Origin of the sequence: Subdoligranulum variabile, from assembly GCF_025152575.1 — a bacterium.
GTDB lineage: Bacteria > Bacillota > Clostridia > Oscillospirales > Ruminococcaceae > Gemmiger > Gemmiger variabilis.
This window is the reverse complement of the sequence record NZ_CP102293.1, coordinates 978,013-1,004,697: the sequence shown is the minus strand read 5'-3', so window position 1 is coordinate 1,004,697 and position 26,685 is coordinate 978,013. Positions and strand designations below refer to the sequence as shown.

Sequence of the window (26,685 nt, the reverse complement as noted above, 5' to 3'; positions counted from 1 at the left end):
CATACCATAACCATAAGGAGAAACGATATGCTCAACAGCAAACAGCGTGCCGCCCTGCGCGGCGCCGCCAATACCCTTGACCCCGTGTTCCAGATCGGCAAGGGAGAGATCGACGAGACCCTCATCCAGGGCGTGGGCGACTGCCTGGCCGCCCGGGAGCTCATCAAGGTGAAGGTGCTGGAAAACAGCGAGTATTCCGCCAGGGAAGCCGCGAACATCCTGGCCGAAGCCCTTTCCGCCGACTGCGTGCAGGTCATCGGCCGCAAGTTCGTGCTCTTCAAGCAGAAACCCAAGGAGAGCGCCTACACCGCCCTGCTGGCAAAATGAAGGTGCTGCTTTACGGCGGTACCTTTGACCCGCCCCACAACGGCCATATGAACAATCTGCGGGCCGCCCTGGAGCTGGTGCAGCCGGACCGGGCCATCGTCATGCCGGCGGGCATCCCGCCCCATAAGGCCGCCAGCGCTACGCCGGGCGCGGTGCGTCTGGCCATGTGCCGGTGCTTCACGGCGCTGTCCCCCGCGGTGGAGGTCAGCGACTGGGAGATCCGCCAGGGCGGCCGCAGTTATACGGTGCACACGCTGGAGATGCTGCGCGCGCGGTTCCCTGACGCCGCGCTGTACCTGAGCGTGGGCAGCGATATGCTGCTGACCTTTCAGCAGTGGTGCCGCTGGCAGGACATTCTGGATATGGCTACCCTGGTGGTGGAAAGCCGCCGCCCCGGCGACGACGGGGCGCTCACGGCGGCCGCCCGGACGCTGGAACAGTACGGGGGCCGGGTGCTGTTTGCCCGGGCGGAAAGTTATCCCTGTGCCTCCAGCGATCTGCGCACGGGGAAGATCCCCCGCGCCGACTGGGGACGTTATCTGCCCGCCGCGGTGCTGCAGGTGATCGAATCCAACGGGCTCTACCGGGAAGGCAGGCCCCGAAGCCAAGGGAGGAACTATACCATGACCTGTGAAGAAGCGAAGGAGCTGGTCAAGCCGCGGCTGAGCCACAAGCGCTGGACCCACACGAAAAATGTAAAAAAAATGGCAGTGCAGCTGGCCGAGCGATGGGGCGAAAACCCTGAAAAGGCTGCCTTGGCGGCTCTTTTGCACGACAGCGCCAAGGAGATGCCCCGGGAAGCCCTGTTGCAGATTTTTGCCGATAATGCTATAATAGCAGAAAATGCCCCGGCGCGTCCTGCGGCCATCTGGCACGGCATTGCCGCCGCCATTCTGGCCGAAACCAGGTGGGGGGTGACCGACCCGGAGATCCTGTCGGCCATCCGCTGCCACACCACCGGCAAGCCGGGCATGAGCCTGCTGGATAAGATCCTGTACCTGGCCGATATGACCAGCGACGAACGCGACTGGCCGGGCGTGGAAGAACTGCGCCGGCTGGAGATGGAGGATCTGGACAAAGCGCTGCTTGTGGCGCTGAAGCAGAGCATTGATTTTGTAAAAGAGAAGGGCGGCGCGCTGGATCCCGAAAGCGTGGCCGCATACGAGTATCAAAAGGCGCAGCTGGGGTGCTGAACCCCTGCGCCGCAGACTGTGAAATGCGTTGAACAGGGAGGAAACGTCCATGAGCGAACCGCGCAAGCTCCATACCGGCGGGGCATCGGGCAGCCAGTATGCTGCCTCGTCCCGTCCGGCCGGTTCCGGCATGCCGGACCAGGATCAGTACGAAGCCGCACGCCGCCGTGCCCAGCAGCTGGCCAACCAGAATGCCCGCCGCCGTGTGGTGCAGCAGCCCGTGCGCACCGCGCAGGGGCGCCATATCCACCAGCAGCCGGTCCAGCAGGAGCCGGTGCAGCAGCCGGTGGAAGCCCAGACCCCGCCGCCGGTGCAGGAGCCCGAGGCGCCGCGGCAACTGACCCATGCCCAGAAGCAGGCCATGGCCTACCGTGCCGCTGCCGAGCGCAAGTACGGCAATACGGTGAGCTTCCCGGCCCAGCGCCGCACGGTGCGTCAGCCCGCCCAGGGCGGCACCCAGACCGCCCGGCCCCGCACCCAGGTCCAACGCCTGGACGTGAACCAGACCCGCGGCAGCAAGCCTGCCTATGACTACGACAGCGACGCCGCCCCCGCTTCGGGCGGCATCCAGATGGAGGACGCTGCGCCCAAGCGCCGTGCCTCCGCTGAATCCGGTGCCGAGAAATCCACCTACCGTTCCGCCAAAAGCGGCGGCGGCAGCGGCGGCCGCAAACCGCCCCGGGACGGCGATGCCCCCCGCGGCAAGAAGGGCGGCAAAAAAGGCGATGACGGCGGCAAGGGCAAAGGCAAGAAGAAAAAGAAGAAGGGCCTGTGGTGGAAGATCCTGTTGGCCACCCTGTGCATCATTCTGCTGATCTTCGGCGGTGCGTACATGTTCATCATGGCGGCCATCGCCCCCGAGGGCGGCGCCATCAAGATCAGCCAGCTGATCAACACCCCCAAGGAATTCCAGGGCAAGGAACTGAACATCCTGGTCACCGGCGTGGACCGTTCCAGCACCGGCAACCTGGCTGCCGGCTCCACCAACGATACCGACGTCAACGACGGTATGACCGATATGATCCTCTACGTCCATTTCAACAACGAAACGGGCGAACTGAAGATGCTGCAGATCCCCCGCGACATGATCGTCACCACCGACCGCAGCGTTTCCGGCAACTACCGTATCAACAGCGTGGCCAAGACCCAGGGGTCTGACAACAACAACAATATGGCTGCCCTCTGCGAACTGGTGGCCGACCAGCTCAAGGTGCCCATCGACGGCTATATGACCATCCGTCTGGAGATGCTGGTGGAACTGGTGGATCTCTTCGGCGGCGTGGAGCTCTATGTCCCGCAGGAAATGGACTACGGCGGAAGCCACCTCGATGCCGGCTATCAGACGCTGCGCGGCGATGCCTGTGAATTCCTGCTGCGCACCCGTAAGATTTACCCCGACGGCGACATCGGCCGTCTGAACATGCAGCGCCAGTTCTACGCGGCGCTCTTCCGCAAGCTGAAGAGCATCGGCAACATCTGGGACGTGGCTAAGCTGACCCCGGCGGTCCTCAACTATATGGAGACCGACCTCAGCGCTTCCCAGCTGGTCAGCTTCGCGGTCAGTCTGCTCAATGTGGAGAGCAGCAAGATCATGATCTGTCAGCTGCCCGTCAAGATGGGCCAGCAGTACAACGGCGAGTCGGTGGTGTATCCCGCCCGCCAGGAGGATGCCGACCTGCTCAACCAGTATTTCCGCGAGAATACCGGCCCGGTGGACGCCAGCCAGCTCAACCTCTGCGACAGTGCGTCCCAGCTGGGCTTTGACATCAGCGGCCTGTCGGTCACGGATTCCAACATCCAGGTCATGGGCGAGCTGATGACCGAAGCCGACGACGCCCAGCACAACAACAACCTCGACGGCTCCAGCCAGGTCGTCGACGTGACCGAGAGCGAAAGCACCGATACCAGCAGTTCTTCGGACAGCAGTTCCGAGGACAGTTCCGGCGATTCCGCCGCCTGATTTACAAGAGGAGTTTAACCCGATATGGAAAGCAGAGAACTTGCCATCCGTCTGGCCCGCGCGCTGGACGCCAAGAAAGCCCTCAACGTCCACATTCTGGCCGTGGAGGATCTGACCACCGTGACCGAATACTTCGTCATCGCCACCGGTACCTCCACCACCCATGTGGGGGCCCTGGCCGATGAGGCGGAGTTCCAGCTGGGCCGCCAGGGCGTCAACGTCCTGCGTACCGAGGGTCACGACGGCAAACGCTGGGTGCTGCTGGATTACGGCAGCGTCATCGTGCATGTCTTTACGCAGGAGGCGCATGATTATTACGACCTGGAGCATCTCTGGGCCGATGCGACGCCTGTGCCTGCCAGTGAATGGCTGGAAGAAAAAACCGAGTCCGCCGAGTAAGCGGAACTTCGAGTGGGGAGAGAAGTTATTGTGAAGTACGATTTCAAGACCGTTGAGGCCAAGTGGCAGAAAGTCTGGCAGGACGAGGATACCTTCCATGCCGAGATCGACCACTCCAAGCCCAAGTTCTACGCGCTGGTGGAATTCCCGTATCCTTCGGCGGCCGGCCTGCACGTGGGTCATCCGCGCAGCTACACCGCGCTGGACATCGTGGCCCGCAAAAAGCGGCAGTGCGGCTACAACGTGCTGTATCCCATGGGCTGGGACGCCTTCGGCCTGCCCACCGAGAACTATGCCCTGAAGAACCACATCAACCCTGAGATCGTCACGGCGAAGAATGTGGCCCGGTTCAAGAGTCAGCTGCAGGCCCTGGGCCTGTCCTTTGACTGGGACCGCGAGATCAATACCACCGACCCCGAATACTACAAGTGGACCCAGTGGATCTTCCTGCAGCTCTACAAGAAGGGCCTTGCCTACAAGAAGGAGACCACGGTCAACTACTGCACCGGCTGCAAGGTCGTGCTGGCCAACGAGGAAGTCGTCAACGGTGTGTGCGAACGCTGCGGCAGCCCGGTGGTCCAGAAGGTCAAGAGCCAGTGGATGCTCAAGATCACGGCCTACGCCGACCGTCTGATCGATGACCTGGACGACGTGGACTACATCGAGCGCGTCAAGACCCAGCAGCGCAACTGGATCGGCCGCAGCCACGGCGCCGAGATCAACTTCGACACCACCGCCGGCGATACGCTGACGGTCTACACCACCCGTGCCGACACGCTGTTCGGCTGCACCTACATGGTGGTCAGCCCCGAGCATGCCTACATCAAGAAGTGGGTGGACGCCGGCCTCATCAAGAACACCGAGGCCGTGGCCGCCTACCAGGAGGAAGCTGCCCGCAAGTCCGACTTCGAGCGCACCGAGCTGAACAAGGAAAAGACCGGTGTGAAGATCGAGGGTGTGGAGGCCATCAACCCGGTGAACGGAAAGCAGGTGCCCATCTTCATTTCGGATTACGTGCTGGCCACCTACGGCACCGGCGCCATCATGGCGGTGCCCGCCCACGATACCCGCGACTGGGAGTTCGCCAAGAAGTTCGGCCTGCCCATCATCGAGGTGGTCAAAGGCCCCACCGAGAGCCACCTGGACCAGGAGGCCTTCACCGATGTGGCCACCGGTACGCTGGTGAACTCCGGCTTCCTGGACGGTCTGTCCGTGGAGGATGCCAAGGCCAAGATGTACGCATGGCTGGAGGAGAACGGCAAGGGCTGCAAGAAGGTCAACTTCAAGCTGCGCGACTGGGTCTTCAGCCGTCAGCGGTACTGGGGCGAGCCCATCCCCATGGTCTACTGCGAGAAGTGCGGCTGGCAGCCCCTGCCCGAGAGCGAGCTGCCCCTGCGCCTGCCCGAGATCAAGGACTTTGAGCCGGGCGAGAACGGCGAGAGCCCCCTGGCCCGCCACACCGAGTGGGTGAACACCACCTGCCCCCACTGCGGCGGCCCCGCCAAGCGGGAGACCGATACCATGCCCCAGTGGGCCGGTTCCAGCTGGTACTTCCTGCGCTACTGCGATCCCCACAACAAGGATGCCATCGCCAGCAAGGAGGCCCTGGAATACTGGAGCCCCGTGGACTGGTACAACGGCGGTATGGAGCACACCACGCTGCATCTGCTCTACAGCCGGTTCTGGCACAAATTCCTCTATGACATCGGCGTGGTGCCCACCAAGGAACCCTACCACAAGCGCACCAGCCACGGCATGATCCTGGGCCTCAACCCCCATGCCTTCGAGAACCAGACCGACGCCGAGCGCAAGCGTCTGGTGGCGGAGTACGGCAGCGAGAAAGCCGCCCGGGAAGCCCTGGTGGAGAAGTTCGGCGAGATGGCCGAGCATCCCATCGTCAAGATGTCCAAGAGCCTGGGCAACGTGGTCAACCCCGACGACGTGGTCAACGAATACGGCGCCGATACCCTGCGTCTGTACGAGATGTTCATCGGCGACTTCGAGAAGGCCGCGCCCTGGAACACCTCCTCCATCAAGGGCTGCAAGCGCTTCCTGGACAAGATCTGGGGCATGAGCGAGAAGCTGCTGGAGGGTGATACCATCCGTCCCGAGCTGGAGGCTGTGGCCAACCGCACCATCAAGAAGGTGGGCGAGGACATCGATGCCCTCAAGGCCAACACCGCCATCGCCCAGCTGATGATCTACGTCAACTCTCTCAGCGACCACGGCGGCGCCAACCGCGCCGAGTACGAGGTGCTGCTGCAGCTGCTCAATCCCTTCGCGCCCCACATGACCGAGGAACTGTGGCAGCAGATGGGCCACACCGAGCAGCTGGCCTACCATCCCTGGCCCACCTACGATGAGGCCAAGTGCGTGGAGCAGACCATCGAGATCGCCGTGCAGGTCAACGGCAAGGTCAAGGCCCGCATCCAGGTGCCCGCCGCCATCGAGAGTGCCGACGCCATCGCTCAGGCCAAGGCCGAGCCTGCCGTGGCGGAAGCCATCGCCGGCAAGACCATCGCCAAGGAGATCTACGTCAAGGGCAAGCTGGTCAACATTGCCGTCAAAGGCTGATTTATAACATTCCGGGTGCCGTCCCTGCGGGGACGGCACCCTTTTTCTGTCTATTTACAATATCCCCCAAAAAAGGTATAATAAAACCATATAACTTTGCCGTTACAGGGCAGGAAAGCAGGTCGAAACCATGCTGATCAGTCTGATCGTTCCGTGTTATAACGAAGAGGAATCCATGCCTCTTTTTTACAAGGAGGCCAGCCGTGTGGCGGCCGAAATGAAAACCAGCCATGGCGCGGAGTTTGAGTTTATCTTTATCGACGACGGTTCCCGGGACGGCACCCTGCGTGTCGCCCGGGAACTTCACGCGCAGGATCCCCGGGTGCGGTATGTCTCTTTCAGCCGCAATTTCGGCAAGGAGGCCGGCATCTACGCAGGCCTGCAGGCGGCCAAAGGGGATTATGTAGCCACCATGGATGCCGATCTGCAGGACCCGCCTGCCCTGCTGCCCGCCATGCTGGATACCCTGCTGGGCGGGGAGTATGACTGCGCCGCCACCCGCCGCACCACCCGCAAGGGGGAACCGCCGCTGCGCAGCTGGTTTGCCAAAAAATTCTACCAGATCATCAACAAGATGTCCGACACTGAGATCGTGGACGGCGCCCGGGATTTCCGGCTCATGAGCCGCAAGATGGTCAACGCCGTGCTCAGCATGGCGGAGTACAACCGGTTCAGCAAGGGTATCTTCAGCTGGGTGGGCTTCAAGACCAAGTGGTTCGACTACGAGAACATTGAGCGGGTGGCCGGCACCACCAAGTGGAACTTCTGGGGGCTGTTCAAATACTCCATCGAGGGCATCGTGGGCTTCTCCACCACCCCGCTGCTGGTGGCAGCGGGGGCCGGCGTGCTGTTCTGCATCCTGGCCTTTATCGGCATCCTCTTTGTGGTGATCCGCGCCCTGGCCTTTGGCGATCCCACCTCGGGCTGGCCCAGCCTCGTCTGCATCATGCTGCTGTGCAGCGGTGTGCAGCTGTTCTGCATCGGCATCGTGGGTGAATACCTGGCCAAAACCTATCTGGAAGTCAAGCACCGTCCCATCTACATCGTGGCGGAAACCGAGGAAGGACGCTGACCCATGCCGGAAGCGATCAAAAAATCCGTTTCCCGCGGGCCGCTGGCCTGGCTGTACGTCAACCGCTGGGTGCTGGCCGTGGTACTGCTGGCTTCGGCTGTTCTCTACTACCCGGTTTACACCGGAGGCCTGGAAAATCTCGATTCCCTCTGCACGCCGGAACCCTACCAGGCCGACCTCTGGGAGCGCATTCCCTACTGGGAGACCCAGCAGGGGCGCTGGGCGCTGCGCCTGTTTGACGCCCTGACCAACGGCATGCACCCGCCCTTTGCCACCGTACTGGCCAGCTGCCTGTTTCTGGCGCTGGCGGCGCTGCTCGTCTGCGATCTGCTGCGCCTTCGCCGTCCGCTGCTGCGCACGGTCACGGTCCTGCTGCTGGTCTGCAGCCAGTTTGTGCAGAATCTTCTGAGCTACCGCTTCTGCAGCGCTGCCTACGCGGCTTCGGTGCTGCTGGCGGTGCTGGCCGTCTGGTGTGTGGACCGCCTGTCTCCCCGCATTGGCGTGGCGGGCGGTGCCCTCTGCCTGACCTTCTCGGTGGCGCTCTACCAGACCGGCCTGGGCGTAGCGGCGGTGCTCTGCCTGTTTGTCCTGATCTTCCGGCTGCTGCTGGAACCCGAAGCCCTGCGGCCGACGCTGGCCGAACTGGTCCGGATGCTGCTTATGGGGGCGGCGGGGATGGTCGTCTACCTGGTGGTGCTCAAAGTGCTGCTGGCCGTCTACGGCGTCACGCTGGCCGACATCAACGGCATCAACCAGGTGGGGGTACAGACCCTGCTGCAGCTGCCCCGGGGCATTGTATGTGCCTACCGGGATTTTATGGAGTATTTTACCGGCCGTTCCATCACCCAGAATTACTACGCCACCCGTCCGGCCACGGCGCTGTTGCTGCTGCTGGCCGGTGCGGCGGGCTTGCGGTTGCTCTGGCGTGCCCGCACCCATCGGGCGGCCTGCGGGCTGGCCGTCCTCATGGTGCTGCTGGTGCCGGCGGCCGCCAATGTGACCGACATCATCAACCCCAACACCCAGATCCTGCTGCGGATGGCGGCGGCCATGGCGCTGGTGCCGCTTTTTGCGGCGGCTCTGGCGGCAACGCTGCCCGCCTGCAAGATCAAGGGCGCTGACCTGACGGCTGCCGTCGTGCTGGCGGCTGCGGTCTTCCTGGTGCGCGGGTATGCCCTGCAGAGCACCAATGACATGCGGGTGCTCCAGAGCGACAAGCAGCAGGCAGTCACGGTGGCCGGACAGATCGCCGGAGATCTGCTGGCCAACGAAGCCTGCCAGAGCGGCATGCCGGTGGCGGTGCTGGGTCGTCCCAGCGATGGTCTGTACCAGGACCCCTGCCCGACCTACCGGGAAAAAGCCAACCTCTATGTTCAGTGGGGCGTTTTCTGGCTGGGCACCCAGGACAATATGGACACCTGGGACCGGCTGTTCCGGGACGAACTGGGACTGTCGATGAACTGGTGCAGCTATGAGCAGGCCGAAGCCCTGCGGGAAACCGACGCCTATGCCGCCATGCCGATGTATCCCCAGCAAGGGTCCATCGCGGTGCTGGACGGCGTGCTGGTGGTCAAAGTATCGGCGTGAAGTTCTGCGCCGGAGGAGGAACAACCCAACGATGTTCGCAATGGAAACAACGCTGCGCCGCGCAGCCCATCGTATGTATGAGGTGTGCCGGGCCGATCGCTGGCCTTTTGTGGCCGCTATGCTGACGGCGGCCGCGGTGCACTATCCCGTGTATGCCTATATGCTGCGCAACATGGATTCGCTCCATGTGGGCAGCCTGTATGTGGCCGATGAATGGACCTTCAACCCCTACTGGGAGACCGAGCAGGGCCGGTGGGGCCTGCGGCTGATGGACTGGCTGCGGGGCGGTATCAATCTGCCGCCGCTGGCCGCCCTGCTGATGCTGCTGTTCTATGTGCTGGCCGGGCTGCTGCTGGTGCGGCTTTTTGCCCTGCGCAGCCGCGCGGCCCGGTTCCTGCTGCCCATGCTGGTGGCCTGCGCGCCCTATGTGGCGGAGGTGGAAACCTTCCACTACTGCAGCGCGGCCTATGGACTGTCCTTTTTCCTGGCGGTGGCGGCGGTCTATGCCGCCGTGTACGCCCCGCCCCGCTGGGGCTGGGCCGCCGGGGCGGTCTGCCTGATGTTCTCCCTGAGTATGTATCAGGCAAGTCTCGGCGTGGCCGCGGCCCTCTGCCTGATGATGCTGCTTCTGGGGGTGCTGCGTGCTCCCCGGGCCATGAAGGACCTGCTGCACAGCCTTGTGCGGATGGTAGTGATGGGACTGGCCGGCTGTGCCGCCTACTATGCCGTCCTCAAGGTCTTTCTGAAACTCTATGACACCAGCCTGTTCGGCTCCTTTGCCAACGGCCCCAAGGAAATCCTCAAGGGCGTGCCCCAGGGCCTGGTGAACGCCTACCGGGATTTCGCCGTCTATTTCGCCCAGAACTATACCATCGCCCAGAATTATTACGGCCAGCGGCTGGCCTATCTGGCGCTGGCTGCGGTGCTGCTGGTGGTGCTGGTGCGGTGGCTCGTCGTCATCCATGACCGCCGCGCCACGGTGCTCACGATTTTGCTGGTGGTCCTGCTGCCGGCGGCCGTCAACGTCACCGACATCCTCAACGCCAGCACCCACATCGAACTGCGGATGGCCGGCGCCCTGGTGCTGGTGGTGCCTTTTGTGATGGCATTGCTGGAACACGCACCCCACAGCACCGAGGGACACCTGCACTGGCCGCTGGTGCTGGGGACCCTCTGCGGGCTGGTGCTGCTGCGCGGTTATATCGTGCAGATCGGCAACGATTCCATGGTCATGCTGGCCCAGAAAAACAAGATCGTCAATCTGGCCAACCGCATCTGCCTGCAGCTGGAGCAGAACGCCGACTACCAGGCCGGCGCCCAGGTCTGCATCCTGGGCGAACCCCAGAAAGGCATGTATGACGACCTTTCCCCCCTCAACGACAAAGCCAGCGACCTGGCACAATTCGGGCTGCTGTCCTTTGACCCGACCTTCAACAGCCGGGGCTGGCACAGCCTCTACTGGGAGGAACTGGGCATCAACCTGAACTGGTGCTCCGATGAAGAGACCCGGGCCCTCTGCGCCAGCGATGCCTTCCAGTCCATGCCGGTCTACCCGGAGGAGGGCTGCATCCAGACCATCGACGGTGTGGTCGTCGTCAAGGTAGCGGAAATCCAGTAAATCCAATCCAAACAAAAATCCCGACGGGAATTTTCCCGTCGGGATTTTTCTTATGCAGCAAGGATCAGACCAGGCCGAAGAGCAGCCCCACGCAGTGGACCAGGAAGGCCACCACCCAGGCGATGACGCACTGGGCGACCACCACGCCCACCGCGGCCTTGGCACTGCCCATCTCCCGGCGGACGGCAGCGATGGCCGCCACACAGGGGGTGTACAGCAGGGTAAATACCAGGAAGACCAGGGCAATGTAGGTGCTGCCGAAGAGGTCGGGCAGGGCACCGGTATTGCCGCCCAGCAGGACGGTGAGGGTGGAAACCACGCTCTCCTTGGCGGTGAAGCCGGTGATGAGTGCTGTGGAGACCCGCCAGTCCGCGAAGCCCAGCGGCGCAAAGACCGGAGCGATCCAGGAGCCGATCAGGGCCAGCAGGCTGCTGTCGGCGGTTTCGGCCACGTTGAGGCGGGCGTCAAAGGTCTGGAGGAACCAGATGATGACGGTAGCCACAAAGATGATGGTAAAGGCGCGCTGGACAAAATCCCGGGCCTTTTCCCAGATCAGCTGGCCCACGCTGCGGGCGCTGGGCAGCCGGTAGTTGGGCAGCTCCATGACGAAGGGGACAGGCTCGCCGTGGAAAGCTGTGTGCTTGAGGATCAGGGCGTAGAGCACGCCGCAGAGGATGCCGAACAGATACAGGAAGATCATGACCGGGGCCCGCCACACGGGGGCAAAGAACGCCGCCGTGAAGAGGGCATAGATGGGTAGCTTGGCCGAGCAGCTCATGAAGGGGGTCAGCAGGATGGTCATGCGGCGGTCCCGGTCGCTGGAGAGGGTGCGAGTGGCCATGATGGCGGGCACCGAACAGCCGAAGCCGATGAGCATGGGCACGAAGCTGCGGCCCGAAAGACCGATGCGGCGCAGCAGCTTGTCCATGACGAAGGCCACACGGGCCATGTAACCGGTATCCTCCAGGATGGAGAGGAAGAAGAAGAGGGTCACGATGGTGGGCAGGAAGCTCAGCACGCTGCCCACACCGGCAAAGATGCCGTCGATGACCAGGGAATGTACCACCGGGTTGATGCCGTAGGCCGTCAGGGCGCCGTCCACTAGACCGGTGAGAGCGTCGATGCCCATCGTCATCCAGTCGGACAGCACGGCGCCGATGACGCCGAAGGTCAGCCAGAACACCAGCGCCATGATGCCCAGGAAACAAGGCAGGGCGGTGTATTTGCCGGTGAGCACCTCATCGATGGCCACGCTGCGCTTGTGCTCCCGGCTCTCCCCGGGTTTGACCACCGTCTCGGCACAGAGCTTCTCGATGAAGGTGAACCGCATGTCGGCCAGGGCGGCTTCCCGGTCCAGGCCGGTCTCGTTTTCCAGCTCGGTGATGGTGTGGTCCAGCAGCTCTTTCTCGTTCTGGTCCAGCTGCAGCGCCTCCAGGATGGGCCCATCCCCCTCCACCAGCTTGGTGGAGGCAAACCGCAGCGGCAGTCCGGCGGCGGCTGCGTGGTCCTCGATCAGATGGGCCACCGCATGGATGCAGCGGTGTACGGCGCCTTTGGGATCGTTGGCGTCCGCCCCGGCGGTGCAGAAATCAATGCGTCCCGGCAGCTCCCGGTGACGGGCTACATGGATGGCGTGTTCGATCAGTTCGTCGATACCCTCATTCTTGGCGGCCGAGATGGGCACCACCGGGATGCCCAGGTCGTTTTCCAGCTGGTTGACCAGAATGGTGCCGCCGTTGGCACGGACCTCGTCCATCATGTTGAGGGCCAGCACCATGGGGATCTGCAGCTCCATCAGCTGCATCGTCAGGTAGAGGTTGCGCTCGATGTTGGAGGCATCCACGATGTTGATGATGCCGTCGGGTTTCTGCTGCAGGATGAAATCCCGGGTGACGATCTCCTCGTTGGTATAGGGGGAGAGGGAATAGATGCCCGGCAGGTCGGTGACGGTGGCCTCGCCGTGACCGCGGATGACGCCGTCCTTGCGGTCTACCGTCACGCCGGGGAAGTTGCCCACGTGCTGGTTGGATCCGGTGAGCTGGTTGAATAGGGTGGTCTTGCCGCAGTTCTGGTTGCCGGCCAGGGCAAAGGTCAGGGGCGCGCCCTTGGGAATGGGAGCGCCCGCCTTGCGGTTGTGGTAGCTGGCCGCGCTGCCCAGTTCGCCCACGCCGGGGTGGGGGATCGGCGCATGCCGTTTCTCACTGCGGGCGGCGCGGTCGGTGTCGTGGACGTTCTCCACCGTGATTTTTGCGGCATCGTCCAGCCGCAGGGTCAGTTCATAGCCGCGCAGCTCCACCTCGATGGGGTCCCCCATGGGGGCAACCTTGCGCAGCGTTACTTCGGTACCGGGGGTGAGCCCCATATCCAGCAGGTGGTGGCGCAGTTCCCCTGTGCCGCCGATCGACTGAATCAGCGCATCCTGCCCGATTTTCAGTTCCGCCAATGTCATAGACTTTCCAACCTCCTGGCCTGTCTGACAGGCCGCAAAACACCTTATGGATACGAAAAAAGTTTAGCACGACTAACACACAATGTCAATGTCAGCGGCACAACCGTTTGCACAGCGGCAGAATCGTGCCTGCAACTTCAAAAAAATCTTGACTTTTTCGGGATGTTGTGTTACATTGAAACAACTGTGCGGCCGCGGCAGCTGGAAGATGACTGCGGTTTTGCTCGATTGAACGACGGTTTTTCGGCCGCCGTTCCGGAAAAGATGGGGAGGAAAGCATGATTTACAAGAAATGCCTTTCGCTTGTGGTAGCCTTTTCCATGGTGGCGGGAATGATGCCCGCCGCCGTGCCGGGCGCCGGGGCGGAGACACTGGATGTACCCCTTGCGGCTGAGACCGGGATAACGGTGTTCACGGGGGAGACCGCGGTGCAGGAACCTGCTGCGGAGGAGCCGGGCCTGCTCCCGGCGGAAACAGAGATCCCGGCGGTGCCGGAACTTCTGGCGGAACCCGATGCGGCGGCAACGGAAGCGGAGTCTGTGTCGGACGGTGTTCTTCACAGCTATGAAGAATTCCTGGCGGCGCTGCAGACGGCCGATGACGGCGACACCCTGGTGCTCGGCGCGGGCACCTTTACGGTGACCGGCAACGACCAGCTGCGGGTGCAGACGGCCAATCTGACCATCCGCGGGCAAGGGGCCGACGCGACGATCCTCGACACCGGGGCGTTCACGGTGTCGGCGCAGGCCGGTCTGCTGGTGCAGGCCGACGGCGTGACGCTGGCCGACCTGACGGTGCAGAGCAGCGGCGCGGCGGGGATCAGTGCGGTGAAAATCACCAACATGAGCGGGGAACTGCTCCGCGGCGGCCGTCTCAGCGGGGTGCGCATCGCAAGCACCCGGGGTCATGCACTGAATCTGCACGGCATCACCGGCGCGGAGGTGGAGAACCTCCAGGTGACCCAGGCGGGCAAGTGCGGCATCAGCCTTGCCAATGCCCCGGCGGTCACGGTGCGGGACTGCACCTTTGAGGGCACGGCCTGGGCGGACATCGGCATCATGTACGCTGACAACGCGCAGTATGCCAATCCCTCGGTCCTGACGCTGCAGGGAGACAACCGGTTCACCAATGCCCGGTGTGCCGTCTATTCCGAGCGTCCGGCCGCGGCGCCCGGTGGTGCCGACCGGATCGTGGTCCCGGCAGACAGCGGGCTGATCCTCTGTCCCCAGTCTTCCGGGCAGTGGGTGGCCCTGCCGGCCCAGGCGGCACAGAGCGTGGCGGTCAACGAAACCACCGGCTTCCGCTTCACCAGCCTGGCGGACGCCTTCCTGGCGGTACAGCCGGGGGAGACCATCCGCCTGACGGAGACGGTCCAGCTGGCCCAGACCCTGTCGCTGACCGGCATCCGCGGGGTGCTGGATCTGGACGGCCATGCCGTGGAGTACACCGGCCAGGGCACCTACGGGGTGGAACTGTCCGGCGGCACCGAACTGACGATCCGAGACAGCGCGGGCGGCGGCAAAATAGTCGCCCCCAACCGGGTGGTCAAGGTGGGAGACGCCACCATCAGCACCACCGGAACCCCTGCGTCGCTGGTGCTGGAAGGCGGTACCCTGGAATCCCGGGATACCAGTCTGAACTGTGCGGTGGCGATCTATGCCAACAATACCGCCGTCCGGGACGGTGCCAGCGCCGTGCCCTGTAAAGTCACTGTCCATGCGGCCACGCTGCACGGCGGCGTCTACCTCTTCGGCGAGGGCGCCGAACTCCAGGTCAATCCCGGTGCGGTGCTCTCGGTGAACGGTGCCTATGCCATCAGCGGCAACGGCACCAAGACGGCGTCCCAGAACTGCGGCGATACCGTCATCCGCATCACCGGCGGTACGATCACCCAGACAGGGGAAGAAGGCGGGGCCATCTATCATCCCCAGGATGGTGTGCTTCAGATTTCCGGCAATCCCACGATCACCGGGGACAGCGGCATCCAGCTCTGCTCCGGGGAAGGGGTGATCGCGGACATCACCGGCGGCACCGTGCGGGCCACCGGCACCGACCGGCGCGACGGCAAGACCGGTGACGGTTTTATCCCGGACGGCGCGGCCCTCTCGGTGGTGAACCGCGGGTATCCGGGCGGCCTGCCCCGCATGCACATCACGGGCGGCTCCTTTGAAGCCGCCAGCGGTTTTGGCGTGCTGGCTTACACCTGGAGCCAGAACGCCGCCCAGGACTGGCCGGAGGCCAACCAGTATCTGGTCATCTCGGGCGGGCAGTTTGCCAACGATCCCAGTGCCTATCTGGCGGAAGGCTTCCGCGTTACCGGCAGCGGCCCCTATGTGGTGAGCAGTGCGGCCGTGTCCAAGCCGGAACCCACACCGGAACCCTCTGACACGCCGGCGGCGACGCCCGCGCCCACCCCGGCGCCCACCGCCACCCCGGCGCCGACGGTGACCCCGGTTCCCACGGAACCGCCGGTCATCAGCACGCCGGTGCCCACAGCGGTGCCGGTTTCTGCGGCAAAGCCCCAGACTGCCGCGGGAAAACCGGAATCCACCGCCACGCCGCAGCCCACCGACGAACCGGCGCTGGTGATCCTGCCGGTGAGCACCGAGCTGAGCGACGGCAAGGCGGCAGTCATCGTCCCCGAGGAGAAGCTGCAGGAAGTGGTCCGGATGGCAGTGGAGAGCGCACAGCAGCGCCAGACCATCCCGGCGGTGGAGATCCAGCTGGAGGTCGACGAGACGGCCCAGGCCATGGAGCTGAGCCTGCCGATGGCGGCCATGAAGGAACTGATCGCCGGGGACGGCGCCACGCTGACGGTCCGCAGCAGTCTGGTCAGCGTGGATTTTGATGCGGCGGCCCTGAAAGCCATCACGGACCAGACCCCGGGCGATACGCTGGTGCTGGAGGTTTCCCAGCTGGAACCCACCCAGCTCAACGCGGCCCAGGCCGCAGCCGCCGGGGATTTCCCGGTGGTGGAGCTGACGCTGCGCAGCAACGACGTGCTGATCTCGGACTTCCAGTCCGGGCAGGCCCGGGTGACGGTGCCGCACACCCTGCAGGAAGGCCAGGAGGCCGCAGGGGTGGTGGTCTGGTATGTGGACGACGCAGGCGCCACCACCGCCTGTGAGACCAGCTATGACGAGACGGCGGCTGCGGTGACCTTTGTGACGCCCCATTTTTCCAAGTACATCATCGGCTATGATGCCGCGGCGGTGTCCGCGGAACCGGAAGTACAGGAACCGGCCGCAGAGCAGCCGGCGGTGGAGGAAGCCAAGTCTGGCGGCTCTTTGCCGGTCATCCCCATCGTGGTCGTGGTGATCGCGGTACTGCTGGCTGCAGCCTTTGTCCTGCGCAAGGTCTTCCGGGCGCGCTGATTGCTCCGCAGAAACTTTCCATATCCTTTCAGGGCCTCCCTGCCTTGCGGCGGGGAGGCCCTGCTGTTTTGCCGGAACCGTACATGCAAAACCGCCCCGCAAGAGCCTTGCGGGGCGGTTTTCCTATGAAGATTACTGCAGGAAGAACCGCAGCATCTTGTCTTTCTGGTTGTCGTAGGGCTGGTAGCGCACCGGCATGTCCAGCCAGGTCTTCTTGTCCACGATGCTGCGCAGGTGGCTGAAAGCCTCGAAACCGGCCTTGCCGTGATAACCGCCCATGCCGCTCTCACCCACGCCGCCGAAGGGCATGGCGCTGGTGGCCAGGTGGATGATGGTATCGTTCAGGCAGCCGCCGCCGAAGTGGCAGCGGTCCAGCACCTTGCGCTGGATGGCCTTGTCCTCACTGAAGAGGTAGAGGGCCAGGGGATGGGGCTGGGCCTCAATATCGGCCAGGGCGGCATCCAGATCGGTGTAGGTGAGCACCGGCAGGATGGGTCCGAAGATCTCCTCGCCCATGACGGCGTCCTCCCGGGTCACGTCCTTCATGACGGTGGGGGCGATGCGCTGGGCGGCTTCGTCGCCGGTGCCGCCGCAGACCACCTTGGTGGGGTCAATGAGCCCCATCAGGCGGTGGTAATGCTTCTCGTTGATGATCTTGCCGTAGTTCTCGTTGGCCATGGGATCGGCGCCGAACTGGGCGGTGATCTCCTTCCGGATGGCGTCGATGAGTTCGTCGCGGATGGAGGCGTCACAGAGGATGTAGTCCGGTGCCACGCAGGTCTGCCCGCAGTTGAGGTACTTGCCGAAGACGATCCGCTTGGCGGCCAGCCCGATCTTGGCGGACTTCTCCACGATGCAGGGACTCTTGCCGCCCAGTTCCAGCACGGCGGGGGTCAGGTGCTCGGCGGCGCAGCGGAGCACTTCCTTGCCTACGGCCTTGCTGCCGGTGAAGAAGATCATATCGAATTTCTGGTGCAGCAGGGCCTGGTTTTCGGCCCGGCCGCCGGTGACGACTGCCACATGCTCCGGCGGGAAGCACTCCGCCAGGATCTGCTGCAGCACCGCGGCGGTGGCCGGGGCGTAGGCGCTGGGTTTGACGATGGCGGTGTTGCCAGCGGCAATGGCGTCGATCAGCGGGTCCAGCGTCAGCAGCACAGGGTAGTTCCACGGGCTCATGATGAGCACATTGCCGTAGGGGGACGGGGAACGGAAGCTCCGTGCCGCAAACTGGGACAGCGGCGTGGGCACCCGGCGTTCCCGCATGAGGCGGCGGACGTGGCGGATCATCCAGGTGGCCTCAGAGAGGGTCAGGCCTGTCTCGCACATATAGCTCTCAGTAGCGGACTTGCCCAGGTCGGTTTTGAGGGCACGGGCCAGATCGGCCTCATGGCTCTGCAGCGAGGCCTTGAGCTTCTTCAGCGCCGCGATGCGGGCTTCGGCGGGCAGGGTGTGACCGGTAGCAAAATATTCACGCTGCCGTTTGAGAATGGTTTGAATTTCCATTTCCGTCATGGGTGGAAACCTCCTGAACTTGTTTGTACATGTTTTCCAGCTGGTCGGGCCCCCACAGGACCGGCACCGGGTAGAGCGGGTTGGCCTCGTGGTCGGCGTAGCGCGCCAGCTGGGGAATGTCCTCGGTGCGGATGCCGGGGAGCGTCTCGGGAATGTCCATGGCCGCGTTCATGGCGTCGATGTAGGCGATGAACTCCTTGGCGGCTGCCTCATCGCTGGCAGAATCACTGACGCCGGTGGCGCGGGCCAGCTGGGCCAGCTTCTTCCAGGCGGCGCTGCCGTAGGCTTTCAGCACAACGGGCAGCAGCACGCTGTTGGCCAGGCCGTGGGCAATGCCGTAGCGGCCGCCCAGGCTGTGAGCCACGGCGTGGACATAGCCCACGTAGCTCTTGGTGAAAGCGGTGCCGGCCAGATAGGCGGCGCGCAGCATGTTGGCGCGGGCCTCCCGGTTGTGGCCGTTGTAGTAGGCTTCGGGCAGGTTGGCAAAGATCAGCTGCACGGCCTCGATGGCAGCGGCACGGGTGCCCTTGGTGGTGGAACGGCCGATGTAGGCCTCCACCGCGTGGGTCAGCGCATCCATGCCGGTGGTGGCGGTGAGCTGTCGGGGCAGATTGAGGGTTACGTCGGGGTCCAGCACGGCGTAATGGGGGATCAGCGAGAAGTCGTTGATGGGATACTTGTGGTGGATCTTCTCATCGGTGATGACCGCGGCCAGCGTGGTCTCGCTGCCGGTACCGGCGGTGGTGGGCACGGCGATGAGCAGCGGCAGCCGGTGCATGACATGAAGCAGGCCTTCCATCTTGTCCAGCGACTTTCCGGGCCGCACGATGCGGGCGCCCACGGCCTTGGCGCAGTCCATGGAAGAACCGCCGCCGAAGGCGATCAAACCCTGGCAGCCTTTTTCCAGGTAGAGGCCGCGGGCCTCCTCCACGTTGGCGACGGTGGGGTTGGCCACCGTGCGGTCATAGACCACACAACGGATGCCGGCGGCCTTGAGTTCCTCCTCCAGATGGGCGGTCAGGCCCAGACCGTGCACCCCGGCGTCGGTGACCAGCATGACGCAGTCGATGTGGTGTTCCCGCAGCACGGCGGGGACACCGCTGACGCCCTCGATCAGTTTGGGCTCCCGGTAAGGCAAAAAGGGCAGGGCGATGCGCATGCCCAGTTGAAAAACACGGCAATAAATCTTCTTGGCAACGTTCATTTTTCTCATCCTTTCCCACTATGGACGCTATGATAAAGGATAAGACAAAAAGGCGGGTAATGTCAAGTAAAACTTTAGCTAAATAATTTTTGAAAATTGTCAAATATGACGAAGCACCGCACAACTGTGCAATGTTGAGGCCGGGGCTGCGGGACGCTTTTATATTCTACCATAAAACTGGGAATTTGAAAAGCCCACACAACAAAAAAGGGCTGCCCGAAAGGCTTCAGGCAGCCGCTTTTGGATATTTTGGAAAATTACAGGTGAAGCACGCGGTCCTTGATCTCGGCGGTGCGGCCCTGGTTCCAGAACTGGGTGCCGATGTAGCCGCAGGTACGGCGGGCTACATTGAGCTTGTTCTGGTCACGGTTGTGGCACTTGGGGCACTCCCAGACCAGCTTGCCGTCCTCCTCGACGATGCTGATCTCGCCGTCGTAACCGCAGACCTGGCAGTAGTCGCTCTTGGTGTTCAGCTCGGCATACATGATGTTGTCGTAGATGAACTGCATGACCTTGATGACGGCCTCCAGGTTATCCTGCATGTTGGGCACTTCCACGTAGCTGATGGCGCCGCCCGGGCTGAGCTTCTGGAAGTCGCTCTCGAACTTCAGCTTGGTGAAGGCGTCGATCTGTTCGGCCACATGGACGTGGTAGGAGTTGGTGATATAGTTGCGGTCGGTGATGCCAGGAATGATGCCGAACCGCTTCTGCAGGCACTTGGCAAACTTGTAGGTGGTGGACTCCAGCGGGGTGCCGTAGAGGCTGAAGTCGATGTCGTGCTGCTTCTTCCAGGTCTGGCAGGCGTCGTTCATGTGCTGCATGACGTGCAGGGCGAAGGGCTTGGCAGCCGGATCGGTGTGGCTCTTGCCGGTCATATACTTGCAGCACTCGTACAGGCCCGCGTAGCCCAGGCTGATGGTGGAGTAACCGCCGTAGAGCAGTTTGTCGATGGGCTCGCCCTTCTTCAGACGGGCCAGGGCGCCGTACTGCCACAGAATGGGGGCGGCGTCGCTGAGGGTGCCCTTCAGACGGTTGTGACGGCACATCAGAGCCTTGTGGCAGAGTTCCAGACGCTCATCGAAGATCTTCCAGAACTTGTCGAAGTCACCGCCGCTGGACAGGGCCACATCCACCAGGTTGATGGTGACCACGCCCTGGTTGAAACGGCCGTAGTACTTGGGCTTGCCATCGTAGTTCTGGGCGTTGGCGATGTTGTCCCAGCCGTTGCCGGAGCGGTCGGGGGTCAGGAAGCTGCGGCAGCCCATGCAGGTGTAGACGTCGCCGTTGCCCTCGGTCTCGCCCTTGGACAGCTTGTATTCCTTCATCTTCTTCTCGCTGATGTAGTCAGGCACCATCCGCTTGGCGGTGCACTTGGCAGCGAGCTTGGTCAGGTAGAAGTAGGGGGTACCCTCGCGGATGTTGTCCTCCTCCAGCACGTAGATCAGCTTGGGGAAGGCGGGGGTGATCCAGACACCGGCCTCGTTCTTGACGCCCTGGTAGCGCTGGCGCAGCATCTCCTCGATGACGATGGCCAGGTCGGACTTCAGGCGCTGGTTGTCGCCGGCCTCGTTCAGGTACATGAACACCGTGATGAAGGGCGCCTGACCGTTGGTGGTCATCAGGGTGACCACCTGATACTGGATGGTCTGCACGCCGCGCTTGATCTCCTCGCGCAGGCGGGCCTCCACGATCTCGGAGATCTTCTCCTCGCCGGGGTTGATGCCCAGCTCCTTCATCTCGGCTTCCACATCGCGGCGGATCTTCTTGCGGCTCACGTCCACGAAGGGGGCCAGGTGGGTCAGGCTGATGCTCTGGCCGCCGTACTGGCTGGAAGCCACCTGGGCGATGATCTGGGTGGCGATGTTGCAGGCGGTGGAGAAGGAATGGGGCTTTTCAATGAGGGTGCCGCTGATGACGGTGCCGTTCTGCAGCATGTCGTCCAGGTTCACCAGGTCGCAGTTGTGCATGTGCTGGGCGTAGTAGTCGGCATCGTGGAAGTGGATGATGCCCTCCTCGTGGGCCTTCACGACCTCGGGAGGCAGCAGCATGCGCATGGTCAGGTCCTTGCTGACCTCGCCGGCCATATAGTCACGCTGGACGCTGTTGACGGTGGGGTTCTTGTTGGAGTTCTCCTGCTTGACCTCCTCGTTGTTGCACTCGATCAGCGACAGAATCCGGTCGTCGGTGGTGTTGTGGGTGCGCTTGAGGCTCTGCACATAGCGGTAGGTGATATATTTGCGGGCGACTTCGTAGGCACCGGTGGCCATGATGGCGTCCTCGACGATGTCCTGGATCTCTTCCACGTTCATGGCATGGCCGCGGCTCAGGCAGGACGCCTGGACCTTGTCGGCCAGTTCGATGATCTGGTGATTCGTCAGGCGCTGGCTCTCGGGCACAACATTGTTGGCCTTGGTGACCGCCGCAATAATTTTGGTGATGTCGAAAACGGCTTCACTGCCGTTGCGCTTGATGATCTTCATGCTTGGTTCTCCTCAACTGAATGATAGCTGTAGAATATATAACGTTTTGTATAAGGAACGATCTGTATGCCGCAACGTATAAAGGTCCGATTGCGAGCAAGATTATCTTACCGCTCCGGCTCCAAAAAGTCAAGCACGAAAACCACAAGATATTGTGGTTTTAAGCAAGATAAAGACAAAATATACCGTTTTCATCGTCCCATCGTGCAAAAAAAGAAGTGACGAAATTCGACCGCTTTTTTTGGTAAATTTGAGCGGATGTACACAAAAACACGATAGAGCGAAGAAAATTCGAGCGTGTGGCAAGGGGTGGGGCTTGCGGGGGCGGGGTAAAGCTGGTATACTGTGGGTGCCCATAGGGTAGACATGACCAGACACCACAAGATATAGGGGTGCTGTGAGCGATAAAAGGAGTATGCCAGCATGAACTATGCAACCATCAAATACTGCGACATTGCCAACGGCGAAGGCGTGCGCACCAGCCTGTTTGTATCGGGCTGCCGGCGGCATTGCCCCAACTGCTTCAACGCGGTGGCGTGGGATTTCCACTATGGAGAACCCTTCACCAAGGAGGTGCGCAACAAGATCCTGGAGAGCCTGGAGCCGGAGTATATCAACGGTCTGTCCCTGCTGGGGGGCGAACCCTTTGAGCCGGAGAACCAGCGGGAGCTGCTTCCCTTCGTCAAAAATGTGAAGGTCCTGTTCCCCCATAAGACCATCTGGTGCTACACCGGCAACCATTATGAAAGGGAGATCCTGCAGCCCGGCCCCGGCCGGTGCGAGGTGACCGACGAGTTCCTGCAGTATCTGGACGTACTGGTGGACGGGGACTTCGTGCAGGACAAGTACGACATCAGCCTGCGGTTCCGGGGGTCCAGCAACCAGCGGATCATCGACCTGAACAAGACCCGCGCGGCGGGCAAGGTCGTGCTGTGGCAGGATGACCCCATCTTCTCCACCCATACGATGTAAACAACGGAAAAAGGCCGCCCACAAGGGCGGCCTTTTTCTGTTTCCTATGGCAAGCGTCCTGCGGCAGGGAACGCGGGACGGGGAAAGATCACAGGTTGAAGTAACGCTTGGCGTTGTAGTAGCTGATGCCCTCGACGATCTTCTTCAGAGCCTTCTCGTCGTTGGGGTACTGACCATTCTCCACCCATTCGCCGATGAGGTTGCACATCAGGCGGCGGAACAGCTCGTGGCGGGTGTAGCTCAGGAAGCTGCGGCTGTCGGTGAGCATGCCGATGAAGTTGCCCAGCAGGCCCAGGCGGGCCAGGGTGCGCATCTGCTGGTACATGCCGTCGTTGGTATCGCAGAACCACCAGGCGGAACCCAGCTGGATCTTGCCCGGGACCTCGTCACCCTGGAAGGAACCCATCAGGGTGCCCAGCATGTCGAAGTCGGAGGGGTTCAGGCTGTACAGGATGATGCGGGGGCACTCGTCGGTCTCGGTCAGGTTGGAGAGCAGCTTGCTCAGTGCCACGCTGCCGTCCGTCACGGCGATCATGTCGAAGCCGCTGTCGGGGCCCAGCTTCTGGAACATCTTGGCGTTGGGGTTGCGCAGGCAGCTGTAGTGGATCTGCATGACCACGCCGTACTTCTTGTACAGGCGACCCATGGCCAGTAGCACGTAAGCGGTGTAGGCGTCGCCCTCTTCCTTGGTCAGCGGCTCGCCGGCCATGGCTTTCTTGAAGGCAGCGGTGGCCTTGTCGGCGTCGGTCTCGGCGCAGGGCACGTAGTCCAGACCCTGGTCGGCGGCGCGGCAGCCCATCTCCACGAAGAACTTCAGCCGCTCCTCCAGGGCGCTGATCACGCAGCCCACACACTTGAACTCACGGCCGACCACCTTTTCCAGCTGGTGGATGTAGGAGGCAAAGCCGGGCTTGAGGATGTTGGTGGCCTTGTCGGGACGGAAGGAAGGCGCCACCACTACCTTGATGGTGGGATCTTCCTTGATCTTCTTGTGCCATTCCAGCGAGTCGATGGGGTCATCGGTGGTGCCCACCATGGCCACGTTGCTCTGCTCGATGAGGCCGCGGACCGTCATCTTGGGGTCATGCTGCAGCTTGTCGTTGCAGAGGTTCCAGACCTCCTCGGCGGTGTCGCCGTTGAGCACGCCGTCGTAGCCGAAGTATTTCTTCAGCTCCAGATGGCACCAGGTGTACATCGGGTTGCCGATGGCCATCTCCAGCGCCTCGGCAAATTTCTGGAAGCGCTCACGGTCGGGCTTGTCGCCGGTGATGTACTCCTCGGGCACGCCGTTGGAACGCATCACACGCCACTTGTAGTGGTCGCCGAAGTAGGCGTCGGAACCGTCGGGCAGCACCTGATGGCCGCCCAGCCAGACCTGGGCGATGTTCTCGAAGCGGCGATCCTCGTAGATCTCCTGCGGGGGAATGTGGCAGTGGTAGTCGATGATGGGCAGATCGGCGGAATAATCATGATAGAGATGCCGGGCGGTGGGGGTGTCCAGCAAAAAATCTTTGTCCATAAATGCTTTCATGTACAGGCGCTCCTTACACTGATAATAAAGGATGGATGAACCGGTGCTGCGTTTTGCCCCGCAAGGGGCGAAAAACACATACTCTGCTACTATTATACAAAACTGTGTCCCTTGCAACAAGTTGTAAAAATTGCTGGATGCCCGAAAAAACCACCAAAAAACGCCGGTTCAGCCTTGTACAAGTTGCGCAATCCCAAAAAGCACGCTGTACGGACTGGGCAGGGCGCCGCCGGGTGTGGTATACTGAAGCCAGGCAGAGGGCAAAACCGGTTTGCCCCGATCACAACGATGAGGTGCTAGTAATGTCTACCATGCAAAAAGGAACCTACGAAAAGTACGGCGTGCGCTACGACACGCTGACCCTGACCGACGGGGCCTATGCCCTGACCGTCACCCCCGAAAAGGGCGGTATGGCCACCTCCTTCACCAAGGATGGGGAGGAGTATCTCTGGCTGCGGGACAAGAACTTCGAGTCCACCGACCGTCCCCGCTGCGGCATTCCCATTCTGTTCCCCAGCTGCAGCAAGCCGGACAACGGCGTGCACATCTTTGACGGGGTGGCCTACCCCATGGAGATCCACGGCTTCGCCGACCTGCTGCCCTGGCAGGTCAAGACGGCCGCTGACGACGCCATCGAGCTGACGCTGGAGCCCAACGGTCTGACGAAGTTCGTCTACCCCTTTGATTTTCTGCTGACCATGCGGTACACTCTGACCGGTGCCACCGCCACCCTGGCGCTGACGGTGGCCAACACCGGCAGCAAGGATCTGCCGTTCAGCGTGGGCTTCCATCCCTATTTTGCGGCCAGCAACCTGGACAATGTCCGCTTCGACATCCAGGCCGCCACCTGCTCCGAGGATGCCAAGGGCGAGCAGCCCGCCGCGCCGGAGACCATCACCCTGACCCGCAAGCCCGGCAGCGCCGATTCCATCCGGCTGCTCACCGGCGTGAAGAGCCCCATGGTCTTCACCGATGGGGGCAACGGCCACAAGGTTACGGTGGCCTTTGACGAGGCAAACTTCGGCAAGGGCGTGCTCTGGCAGCAGGATGCCGAGCGCTTTGTCTGCATGGAGCCCTGGAACGGCTGGGCCAACTCGGTGAACGAGGAAGGCCGGCACGAGGTCCTGGGCCCCGGCGCCGAAAAGACCTTCACCTGGTCGGTGACCATCGGCTGATTCATTTCATACAGCAAAAAAGGGACGTTCCCCGCGGGGAACGTCCCTTTTTTCTGTGTCAGTGGCGCAGCGCCCACCACAGGAATTTGGTGTTGGTCACAAAATAGCGCCGGAACAGCCGTCTGGGATCCTGCAGCAGCCGGTAGAGCCACTCCAGATTGCAGCGCTGCATCCAGTCGGGGGCCCGGCGGATGTTGCCGGCCTCGTAGTCGAAGGCGGCCCCCACGCCCACCATCAGGGCATGGACCCGGCCCCGGTGAGCGGCCATCCAGCGCTCCTGCTTGGGCGCGCCCAGTCCCACCCAGACAAAATCCGGCTGCGCCTGGTTGATGCGGGCCACCGCCGCGGCATCCTCCTCGGGGGTCAGCGGCCGGAAAGGCGGGGATTCCATCCCTGCAATGACGGCGCCGGGATAGTGTTCCGCCAGTTTCCGGCGCAGGATCTCCAGCGTTTCGGGGGTGGAACCGTAGAAATAATGGCGGTAGTGTTTGTCAGCGCTTTCCCGCAGCAGCTGTTTCATCAGGTCAGGCCCCGTCACCCGGGCGGCATCTGCAAACCCCTTGCGGCGGCTGTACCGGGACAGCGGTCCGCCGTCGGGCAGCGCCAGCACGGCGCCGTTCTGCACGGCACGGTAGTCCGCATCCTCATAGGCGGTCACCGTGGTATGCACGTTGGATACGCAGATGTACTCCCCGCGCCAGTCCTCCCGATGCTCCTCGATGCAGCGCAGGGTCTTTTCCATGGTGGTGACGGCGATCTGCACCCCCATGATGTCGCAGACAGGCAGCGGCCGTTGTTGGTTTTGCATGCAGGGTCCTCCCGGTTCCAAAAACTCGTACCGCTCTATGATACCATTCCCGGCGTCAGGATTCAACACCGGGGCCGGAATCACCGGGCTGCCACCGCCTTGGTGGCAATCACATCCACCCCGGTACCGGCGGCGTCGGCCAGGATCACCTGTCCCATGGCCACGGGGGCCGGTACGGTCACGGCTTTCAGAGCCCGGACGCAGTCAAAGATTTTGCCTTTGGGGATCTCCCCGGCGGTCTTGACGCTGACGGCGGCCAGCACGCCGCCGCGCACCGGCACCGTGGTGGTGACGATGCGGCTGGGGGCGGTGACCTCCTTGCGGGCGTAGGCGTCGCCCCGGGGGCAGGTGTTGCCCGTTACCGATACCACGGCGCCCTTGTGCAGCGTTACCGTCAGGGGACAGCCCAGCGGGCAGCCGATGCAGGTCAGTTCACGTTTTTCCATAGGG

Annotated in this window: 18 protein-coding genes; 11 read left to right on the top strand and 7 right to left on the bottom strand. The window is 62.7% G+C overall.

From position 1 onward, the window contains the following. Positions 1-27: 27 nt before the first annotated feature. The 8 genes from NQ490_RS04975 to NQ490_RS04940 all read left to right on the top strand — a co-directional run bounded on the left by NQ490_RS04975 (position 28) and on the right by NQ490_RS04940 (position 10,730). Complete coding sequence (locus NQ490_RS04975; RefSeq protein ID WP_007047788.1) at positions 28-327, top strand: YhbY family RNA-binding protein; 300 nt, start codon at positions 28-30, stop codon at positions 325-327. After that, entirely contained in the window at positions 324-1,520 is a 1,197-nt protein-coding gene (yqeK, locus tag NQ490_RS04970; protein WP_007047787.1) for a bis(5'-nucleosyl)-tetraphosphatase (symmetrical) YqeK, read from the top strand. The genes NQ490_RS04975 and yqeK overlap by 4 nt, the downstream gene beginning before the upstream one ends. A gap of 49 nt (positions 1,521-1,569) precedes the next feature. Further along, positions 1,570-3,480, top strand: coding sequence for an LCP family protein (locus NQ490_RS04965; RefSeq protein WP_007047786.1), 1,911 nt, complete (start codon positions 1,570-1,572; stop codon positions 3,478-3,480). A gap of 24 nt (positions 3,481-3,504) precedes the next feature. Continuing rightward, positions 3,505-3,879: a ribosome silencing factor gene (gene rsfS, locus NQ490_RS04960; protein WP_007047785.1), complete on the top strand. Its 375-nt coding sequence runs from the start codon at positions 3,505-3,507 to the stop codon at positions 3,877-3,879. Positions 3,880-3,909: 30 nt separating this feature from the next. Beyond that, positions 3,910-6,453 carry a leucine--tRNA ligase gene (gene leuS / locus NQ490_RS04955; protein WP_040917853.1) on the top strand — a complete coding sequence of 848 codons (2,544 nt, stop codon included), beginning with the start codon at positions 3,910-3,912 and terminating at the stop codon, positions 6,451-6,453. A 130-nt stretch (positions 6,454-6,583) separates the two neighbouring features. Next, entirely contained in the window at positions 6,584-7,525 is a 942-nt protein-coding gene (locus tag NQ490_RS04950) for a glycosyltransferase family 2 protein (protein WP_007047783.1), read from the top strand. 3 nt (positions 7,526-7,528) lie between these two features. After that, on the top strand, positions 7,529-9,112 hold the full coding sequence (locus NQ490_RS04945) for a glucosyltransferase domain-containing protein (protein ID WP_007047782.1): 1,584 nt from the start codon (positions 7,529-7,531) through the stop codon (positions 9,110-9,112). Between the two features lie 31 nt (positions 9,113-9,143). Then, a complete protein-coding gene (locus tag NQ490_RS04940; RefSeq protein WP_007047781.1) occupies positions 9,144-10,730 on the top strand; it encodes a glucosyltransferase domain-containing protein in 1,587 nt (528 codons plus the stop codon). A gap of 64 nt (positions 10,731-10,794) precedes the next feature. On the opposite strand, the gene feoB is transcribed toward NQ490_RS04940, so the two are convergent. Then, positions 10,795-13,179, bottom strand: coding sequence for a ferrous iron transport protein B (gene feoB / locus NQ490_RS04935; protein ID WP_007047780.1), 2,385 nt, complete (start codon positions 13,177-13,179; stop codon positions 10,795-10,797). Between the two features lie 278 nt (positions 13,180-13,457). On the opposite strand from feoB, the gene NQ490_RS04930 reads away from it, so the two are divergent. Further along, positions 13,458-16,553 carry a hypothetical protein gene (locus NQ490_RS04930; RefSeq protein WP_007047778.1) on the top strand — a complete coding sequence of 1,032 codons (3,096 nt, stop codon included), beginning with the start codon at positions 13,458-13,460 and terminating at the stop codon, positions 16,551-16,553. A gap of 132 nt (positions 16,554-16,685) precedes the next feature. On the opposite strand, the gene NQ490_RS04925 is transcribed toward NQ490_RS04930, so the two are convergent. From NQ490_RS04925 to nrdD, 3 genes are all read right to left on the bottom strand, one after another. Continuing rightward, a complete protein-coding gene (locus NQ490_RS04925; protein ID WP_007047777.1) occupies positions 16,686-18,056 on the bottom strand; it encodes an aldehyde dehydrogenase in 1,371 nt (456 codons plus the stop codon). After that, positions 18,022-19,278 (bottom strand): iron-containing alcohol dehydrogenase, encoded by a 1,257-nt coding sequence (locus NQ490_RS04920; RefSeq protein WP_007047776.1) that lies wholly within the window; start codon positions 19,276-19,278, stop codon positions 18,022-18,024. The genes NQ490_RS04925 and NQ490_RS04920 overlap by 35 nt, the downstream gene beginning before the upstream one ends. A gap of 248 nt (positions 19,279-19,526) precedes the next feature. Beyond that, positions 19,527-21,749, bottom strand: a complete 2,223-nt coding sequence (gene nrdD, locus NQ490_RS04915) for an anaerobic ribonucleoside-triphosphate reductase (RefSeq protein ID WP_007047774.1) — start codon at positions 21,747-21,749, stop codon at positions 19,527-19,529. Between the two features lie 423 nt (positions 21,750-22,172). On the opposite strand from nrdD, the gene nrdG reads away from it, so the two are divergent. Continuing rightward, a complete protein-coding gene (gene nrdG, locus NQ490_RS04910) occupies positions 22,173-22,721 on the top strand; it encodes an anaerobic ribonucleoside-triphosphate reductase activating protein (RefSeq protein WP_007047771.1) in 549 nt (182 codons plus the stop codon). A gap of 88 nt (positions 22,722-22,809) precedes the next feature. On the opposite strand, the gene uxaC is transcribed toward nrdG, so the two are convergent. Next, a complete protein-coding gene (gene uxaC / locus NQ490_RS04905) occupies positions 22,810-24,252 on the bottom strand; it encodes a glucuronate isomerase (RefSeq protein ID WP_007047770.1) in 1,443 nt (480 codons plus the stop codon). A gap of 302 nt (positions 24,253-24,554) precedes the next feature. Here uxaC and NQ490_RS04900 point away from each other — a divergent pair, with 302 nt between their 5' ends. Then, the gene (locus NQ490_RS04900; RefSeq protein ID WP_040917850.1) at positions 24,555-25,427 is read left to right on the top strand and encodes an aldose epimerase family protein; all 873 of its coding nucleotides are present in this window, start codon (positions 24,555-24,557) and stop codon (positions 25,425-25,427) included. Positions 25,428-25,485: 58 nt separating this feature from the next. Here NQ490_RS04900 and NQ490_RS04895 read toward each other — a convergent pair whose 3' ends face one another. Beyond that, positions 25,486-26,235 carry a WecB/TagA/CpsF family glycosyltransferase gene (locus NQ490_RS04895; RefSeq protein WP_040917849.1) on the bottom strand — a complete coding sequence of 250 codons (750 nt, stop codon included), beginning with the start codon at positions 26,233-26,235 and terminating at the stop codon, positions 25,486-25,488. A gap of 80 nt (positions 26,236-26,315) precedes the next feature. Further along, positions 26,316-26,681, bottom strand: a complete 366-nt coding sequence (locus NQ490_RS04890; RefSeq protein ID WP_007047766.1) for a DUF1667 domain-containing protein — start codon at positions 26,679-26,681, stop codon at positions 26,316-26,318. Between the last annotated feature and the right edge of the window lie 4 nt (positions 26,682-26,685).

Coding starts and splice junctions, on each gene's coding strand:
- NQ490_RS04975 (WP_007047788.1), top strand. CDS start 28: ATGCTCAACAGCAAACAGCGTGCCGCCCTGCGCGGCGCCGCCAATACC.
- yqeK (WP_007047787.1), top strand. CDS start 324: ATGAAGGTGCTGCTTTACGGCGGTACCTTTGACCCGCCCCACAACGGC.
- NQ490_RS04965 (WP_007047786.1), top strand. CDS start 1,570: ATGAGCGAACCGCGCAAGCTCCATACCGGCGGGGCATCGGGCAGCCAG.
- rsfS (WP_007047785.1), top strand. CDS start 3,505: ATGGAAAGCAGAGAACTTGCCATCCGTCTGGCCCGCGCGCTGGACGCC.
- NQ490_RS04950 (WP_007047783.1), top strand. CDS start 6,584: ATGCTGATCAGTCTGATCGTTCCGTGTTATAACGAAGAGGAATCCATG.
- NQ490_RS04945 (WP_007047782.1), top strand. CDS start 7,529: ATGCCGGAAGCGATCAAAAAATCCGTTTCCCGCGGGCCGCTGGCCTGG.
- NQ490_RS04940 (WP_007047781.1), top strand. CDS start 9,144: ATGTTCGCAATGGAAACAACGCTGCGCCGCGCAGCCCATCGTATGTAT.
- feoB (WP_007047780.1), bottom strand. CDS start 13,179: ATGACATTGGCGGAACTGAAAATCGGGCAGGATGCGCTGATTCAGTCG.
- NQ490_RS04930 (WP_007047778.1), top strand. CDS start 13,458: ATGATTTACAAGAAATGCCTTTCGCTTGTGGTAGCCTTTTCCATGGTG.
- NQ490_RS04925 (WP_007047777.1), bottom strand. CDS start 18,056: ATGGAAATTCAAACCATTCTCAAACGGCAGCGTGAATATTTTGCTACC.
- NQ490_RS04920 (WP_007047776.1), bottom strand. CDS start 19,278: ATGAGAAAAATGAACGTTGCCAAGAAGATTTATTGCCGTGTTTTTCAA.
- nrdD (WP_007047774.1), bottom strand. CDS start 21,749: ATGAAGATCATCAAGCGCAACGGCAGTGAAGCCGTTTTCGACATCACC.
- nrdG (WP_007047771.1), top strand. CDS start 22,173: ATGAACTATGCAACCATCAAATACTGCGACATTGCCAACGGCGAAGGC.
- uxaC (WP_007047770.1), bottom strand. CDS start 24,252: ATGAAAGCATTTATGGACAAAGATTTTTTGCTGGACACCCCCACCGCC.
- NQ490_RS04900 (WP_040917850.1), top strand. CDS start 24,555: ATGTCTACCATGCAAAAAGGAACCTACGAAAAGTACGGCGTGCGCTAC.
- NQ490_RS04895 (WP_040917849.1), bottom strand. CDS start 26,235: ATGCAAAACCAACAACGGCCGCTGCCTGTCTGCGACATCATGGGGGTG.
- NQ490_RS04890 (WP_007047766.1), bottom strand. CDS start 26,681: ATGGAAAAACGTGAACTGACCTGCATCGGCTGCCCGCTGGGCTGTCCC.